5 protein-coding genes and 2 tRNA genes are annotated in these 5,162 nt (G+C 72.4%); 2 read left to right on the top strand and 5 right to left on the bottom strand.

The window, feature by feature from the left end:
* The 5 genes from HMPREF0731_RS23720 to HMPREF0731_RS13505 all read right to left on the bottom strand — a co-directional run.
* On the bottom strand, positions 1-344 hold a 344-nt coding region (locus HMPREF0731_RS23720; protein WP_007004708.1), incomplete at its 3' end, for a DUF4269 domain-containing protein.
* A gap of 31 nt (positions 345-375) precedes the next feature.
* Entirely contained in the window at positions 376-1,326 is a 951-nt protein-coding gene (locus HMPREF0731_RS13520; protein WP_007004707.1) for a Bug family tripartite tricarboxylate transporter substrate binding protein, read from the bottom strand.
* 126 nt (positions 1,327-1,452) lie between these two features.
* Positions 1,453-3,216, bottom strand: coding sequence for an adenine deaminase (locus HMPREF0731_RS13515; RefSeq protein WP_007004706.1), 1,764 nt, complete (start codon positions 3,214-3,216; stop codon positions 1,453-1,455).
* Positions 3,217-3,279: 63 nt separating this feature from the next.
* Positions 3,280-3,355: transfer RNA gene (locus HMPREF0731_RS13510), tRNA-Ala, on the bottom strand.
* Positions 3,356-3,480: 125 nt separating this feature from the next.
* Positions 3,481-3,556, bottom strand: a tRNA-Ala gene (locus HMPREF0731_RS13505).
* 187 nt (positions 3,557-3,743) lie between these two features.
* Between HMPREF0731_RS13505 and HMPREF0731_RS13500 the strand changes: the two genes are divergently transcribed.
* Positions 3,744-4,448: a CoA transferase subunit A gene (locus tag HMPREF0731_RS13500; protein ID WP_007004705.1), complete on the top strand. Its 705-nt coding sequence runs from the start codon at positions 3,744-3,746 to the stop codon at positions 4,446-4,448.
* Between the two features lie 17 nt (positions 4,449-4,465).
* Positions 4,466-5,113: a CoA transferase subunit B gene (locus tag HMPREF0731_RS13495; protein WP_007004704.1), complete on the top strand. Its 648-nt coding sequence runs from the start codon at positions 4,466-4,468 to the stop codon at positions 5,111-5,113.
* Positions 5,114-5,162: the final 49 nt, after the last annotated feature.

Below are 5,162 nucleotides of genomic sequence, written 5' to 3'. Positions count from 1 at the left end.
AGCGGCGCCCCGCCGAGGGCCAGCAGCCGCCGCTCCGCCACGAAATGCCGCCAGCCGGCCTGCCGCGCCACCGGCTGGACGGCGCCGAAGATCTCGAACGCCCAGCCCTCGGCCCGGAAGCGCGCCAGCACCGGCCGCCCCGCGCCACGCCATTGCCACAGGGCGAAGCCGGATTCCCCGCCGAACTCCCGCCAGAGATGGGCCGAGAACGCCACCGCATCCGGCGCGTGGCAGAGCAGGTCGATGTCGCTCGCCGGGGTGTCGAGGCGCAGCGGCGGCGTGCCCGCCACATGCGGGTCGAACCCGGCCAGGCGGCGCAGCGCGCCACTGCGGCGCAGCGCCACGCGCCAATCCGGGCGAGGCGGGGCGGCCGCCTCAGTCAAGGCGGATATCGGCCTCCCGCACCAGCGTCGCCATGCTCTCCCGCCCCTCGCGCACGAAGCGCGCGAAGTCGGACGGGCTGCTGCCCACCGGCACGGCGGCGAGCTGGGCGAGGCGCGCCCGCACCTCCGGCTCGGCCAGCGACTCGGCGAGCGCGCCATGGATCCGCTCCACCAGCGGCGCCGGCAGCCCCGCCGGGCCGAACAGCGCCGCCCATTCGGAGATCGTCAGGCCGGGCAGCCCGGCCTCGGCGAAGGTCGGCACCTCGGGCTGCACGGCGACGCGCTGCTCGGCGGCGATGGCCAGGAAGCGGGCGCGGCCCGAGGCCACCACCGGCCCGGCCGAGAGCGCGGTGATGAAGGCGGCGTCCAGATTGCCGCCCGCCAGGTCGCGCGCCGCATCGGCGCCGCCGCGATAGGGCACGTGCTGCAGGCTGATGCCGGCCAGGCGCTGCAACTGCACCACCGCCAGATGCCCGGCCGTGGCATTGCCCTGGGTGCCGACATTGAGCTGCCCCGGCCGCTGCTTCGCCAGCGCGATGAAGCCGGCCAGGTCGCGCGCCGGCGATTCGGCCTTCACCGCCAGCACCTGCGGGAAGGTCGTCACCAGCGAGATCGGCGTGAAGGCGGTGGTGTAGTCGAAAGGCAGGCCGCGCAGCAGCGACGGGTTCACCAGATGCGAGGAGGCATCCCACAGCAGCGTCTGCCCGTCCGGCGCCGCCTGCGCCACCGCGCCGCCGCCGACACTGCCGCTGGCGCCCGTGCGGTTCTCCACCACGATGGTCTGGCCCAGCCGCTCGCCCATGCGCGGGGCGATGGTGCGGGCGGCGCTGTCCGCCGCCCCGCCGGCGGCGAAGGGCACGATCAGCCGGATCACCCGCGGCTGGGCCAGGGCCAGGCCAGGCAGCAGCAGGGCAGGGGCGGCAAGCAGGGTACGGCGCAGCATGGTCTTCCTCCCGGGAGCGTGTTGCCGCCTTCGTGCCAGAAAGCGCCGCGCCTGGGGAGGCTTTGCCTCCCCAGACCCCTCCACCGGGGTGGCACGGCCACCCCGGACCCCGCGATCCGTGGGCCCTTACGCGACCAGCGTGGGCAGCACCGCGCCGCTGCCGCCATCGGCAATGCCGAGATCCGTCACATGCGGCCCGGCATTGCAGGCCAGCGTGGCGCCGACGATCGCCTTGAACACCCGGTAGGGCGGCTGCCACTGCGTCAGCCCCTCCGCCGCCGCGCGCAGCGCCGCGAACTGCGCCGCCACCTCCGCGGCCGGCGCGTCGGAGAGCAGGCCGCAGACCGGCAGGGGCAGCAGCGCCCGCACGGCGCCCTCCTGCGCCACCGCCATGCCGCCGCCACAGCCGATCAGCGCATTGGCGGCCAGCGCCATGTCGCCCGGCGCATGGCCGAAGACGCAGAGATTGTGGCTGTCATGCGCGACCGTGCTGGCCAGCGCGCCCTGCCACGCGCCCCAGCCCTCCAGCACGCCAAGGCTCGGCGTGGCGGGCGCGCGGCCATGCCGGTGCAGCACGGCGAGCATCGTGGCCTCCGGCGGCAGCACCGCATGGCCGTCCCGCACCGGCACCGCGATCTCCCCCCAGCGGGTGAAGCGCGGCTGGGACACGGTGCGCAGCCGCGCCTCGGTGCCGGGGGCGGCGATGCGGAAATCCCCCGCCGCCACGGCGCCGAGCTTCATCGTGTCGCGCAGCCCGGGCGGCGTGGCGCCGGGCAGCGGCGCCAGCAGCCGGCCCGCCTCGGCGAGATGCGCGCCGGAGACGAAGACCTGCTCCACCGCCAGCTGATCGAGATCGGACAGCACCAGCAGGTCCGCCCGCCGCCCCGGCGCCAGCAGGCCGAGATCGGCGCGGCCGATGCGCTGCGCGGCGTTCAGCGTGGCGCAGCGCAGCGCCTCCAGCGCCGGCATGCCATAGCGCACCAGCCGCCGCAGCAGGTCGATCATGCCGCCCCGCTGCACCAGATCGTCGGGGAAGACATCGTCGGTGCAGAGCGTCAGCGTCTGCGGCCAGCGCGGCAGGGTCGCCAGCGCCGCGACGCACTCCGGCAGCAGATGGTCGTGGCTGCCGCGCAGCTCGACGGTCAGGCCCGCGCGCAGCTTCTCCAGCAGGTCCGCGCCCGAGACGATCTCATGGTCCGAGGCGATGCCGGCGGCGACGAAGCCCTGCAGATCGGGCCCCGCCAGGCTGCGCGCATGGCCGCAGACCAGCTTGCCGCTGGAAAGCCCCGCACCGACGATGCCGGCCATGCGCGGGCTGCGCTCCAGCACGCCGCGCATGTCCATCACCTCGGCGACCCCGGCGATCTCCGGCCAGGCCAGCATCTCTTCCAGTTCGGCGGGGCCGAAATCGGCGCCGGCGCGCTCCAGCCCGGGGGCGGAGGGCACGCAGGAGGGGGCCAGCACCAGCACGCGCAGCGGCAGGCCGCGCGACGCCTCGATGGCCCAGCGCACGCCGTCCAGCCCGGCGACATTGCCCAGCTCATGCGGGTCCCAGCACACCGTGGTGGTGCCCTGGGGCAGCACCGTCTCGGCATAGCGGCGCGGCGTCACCATCGAGCTCTCGACATGCATATGCGTGTCGATCAGCCCGGGGGCGAGGATGCGGCCGGGCCAGTGATGGATCCTGGCGGCGTCGGCCCGGCTGCCCGGCGCATGCACGCTGGCGATCAGCGGCCCGACCAGGCCGAGATCGGCCGCGCGCAGCTCGCCCGTCGCCATGTCGGCGACCTGCGCGCCGGTGATCAGCACATCGAAGGGCGCGAGGCCGCGCGCCGCGCGCACCGCGCGGTCGCGCAAGGCGGGGTCGTTCAGGTCAGCGTCGGGCGACATGGGCGGCGGCTCCGGGGGGCACCAACGAAAACAGGCTGCCCGTCACCGGGCAGCCTGTCGAACTGGTGGAGCCAATCGGAATCGAACCGACGACCTCTTGAATGCCATTCAAGCGCTCTCCCAACTGAGCTATGGCCCCTCAGGGAAGTGAGGCGGGCGTATAGCGGCGGGTTGGCGGCGGCGCAAGCGGCGGAATCGCGGGGCGCGGCCTGGCGGGGGCCGCAAATGAAAACAGGCTGTCCGTTACCGGACAGCCTGTCGAACTGGTGGAGCCAATCGGAATCGAACCGACGACCTCTTGAATGCCATTCAAGCGCTCTCCCAACTGAGCTATGGCCCCTCAGGGAAGTGAGGCGGGGGTATAACCACGCCATCCAGGGTGCGCAAGCGGGGCGCCCGCGATTCTTTTGCGGTTTTTTGGCAGCGATCGCGGCGGCAGGGACGCTCCGCCGCCCAGGCCCCGCCACCCCTTTCGCAGTCGCGTCATGGCCGGTAGCCTCCCCCCACCTGAAACTGGGGAGCGTCAAATGCGGAAAGTCTACCCGGATGCGCGCGCCGCGCTGGACGGCCTGCTGCGCGATGGGATGCTGGTCCATTCCGGCGGCTTCGGCCTGTGCGGCATTCCCGGGGCGCTGATCGAGGCGATCCGCGATTCCGGCGTGAAGGACCTCACCGTCGTCTCCAACAATGCGGGCATCGACGATGCCGGGCTCGGCCTGCTGCTGAAGACCCGCCAGATCCGCAAGATGATCTCCTCCTATGTGGGCGAGAACAAGACCTTCGCCGAGCAGTTCCTGGCCGGCGAGCTGGAGATCGAGTTCAACCCGCAAGGGACTCTCGCCGAGCGCATCCGCGCCGGCGGCGCCGGCATCCCCGCCTTCTTCACCAGGACCGGCGTCGGCACCGCCGTCGCCGAGGGCAAGGAGACGCGGGAGTTCGATGGCGAGACCTATGTGATGGAGCGCGGCATCATGGCCGACCTCGCCATCATCCATGCCTGGAAGGCGGACACCGAGGGCAACCTGGTCTTCCGCAAGACGGCGCGCAACTTCAACCCGATGATGGCCACCGCCGCCCGCGTCACCGTGGTGCAGGTCGAGCATCTGGTGCAGCCGGGCGAGATCGACCCCGACCACATCCACACCCCGGGCATCTATGTGAAGCGCATCGTCAAGCTGCCCGAGGGCTATGAGAAGCGCATCGAGCAGCGCACCACCCGCAAGCGCGCCTGAGGGGAAGGAACGGAAAAATGCCCTGGACCCGCGACGAGATGGCGGCCCGCGCCGCCCGTGAGCTGCAGGACGGTTTCTACGTCAATCTCGGCATCGGCATCCCGACGCTGGTGGCGAACCACATCCCCGACGGCATCAGCGTGCAGCTGCAGTCGGAGAATGGCATGCTCGGCATGGGCCCCTTCCCCTATGAGGGGGAGGAGGACCCGGACCTGATCAATGCCGGCAAGCAGACGGTGACGGCGCTGCCGACCACCAGCTTCTTCTCCTCGGCCGACAGCTTCGCGATGATCCGCGGCGGCCATGTCGACCTCTCCATCCTGGGCGCGCTGCAGGTGGCCGAGAATGGCGACCTGGCGAACTGGATGATCCCCGGCAAGATGGTGAAGGGCATGGGCGGCGCCATGGACCTGGTCGCCGGGGTGAAGAAGGTGGTGGTGCTGATGGAGCACACCGCCGGCGGCAAGCCCAAGCTGCTGAAGGAATGCACCCTGCCGCTGACCGGCAAGGCGGTGGTGGACATGGTGATCACCGAGCTTGCGGTGTTCGAGATCGATCGCAAGGCGGGCGGCGCCACGCTGGTCGAGCTGGCGCCGGGCGTCACACTCGAAGAACTGCGGGAGAAGACCGAGGCCGGCTTCGCGGTGAAGCCCGGCCTGGCCTGAGCCGCCGTCGCCGCCAGCCCGGCCCTGCCCCGGGGGAGCCCGCTCCCCC

The organism is Pseudoroseomonas cervicalis ATCC 49957 (assembly GCF_000164635.1).
GTDB classification, from domain to species: Bacteria; Pseudomonadota; Alphaproteobacteria; order Acetobacterales; family Acetobacteraceae; genus Pseudoroseomonas; species Pseudoroseomonas cervicalis.
The sequence above is the reverse complement of the archived record's forward strand: the minus strand, read 5'-3'. Positions and strand labels throughout refer to the sequence as shown.

Excerpts from the sequence above, each read along its gene's own strand:
- HMPREF0731_RS13520 (WP_007004707.1), bottom strand. The coding sequence starts at position 1,326 with ATGCTGCGCCGTACCCTGCTTGCCGCCCCTGCCCTGCTGCTGCCTGGC.
- HMPREF0731_RS13515 (WP_007004706.1), bottom strand. The coding sequence starts at position 3,216 with ATGTCGCCCGACGCTGACCTGAACGACCCCGCCTTGCGCGACCGCGCG.
- HMPREF0731_RS13500 (WP_007004705.1), top strand. The coding sequence starts at position 3,744 with ATGCGGAAAGTCTACCCGGATGCGCGCGCCGCGCTGGACGGCCTGCTG.
- HMPREF0731_RS13495 (WP_007004704.1), top strand. The coding sequence starts at position 4,466 with ATGCCCTGGACCCGCGACGAGATGGCGGCCCGCGCCGCCCGTGAGCTG.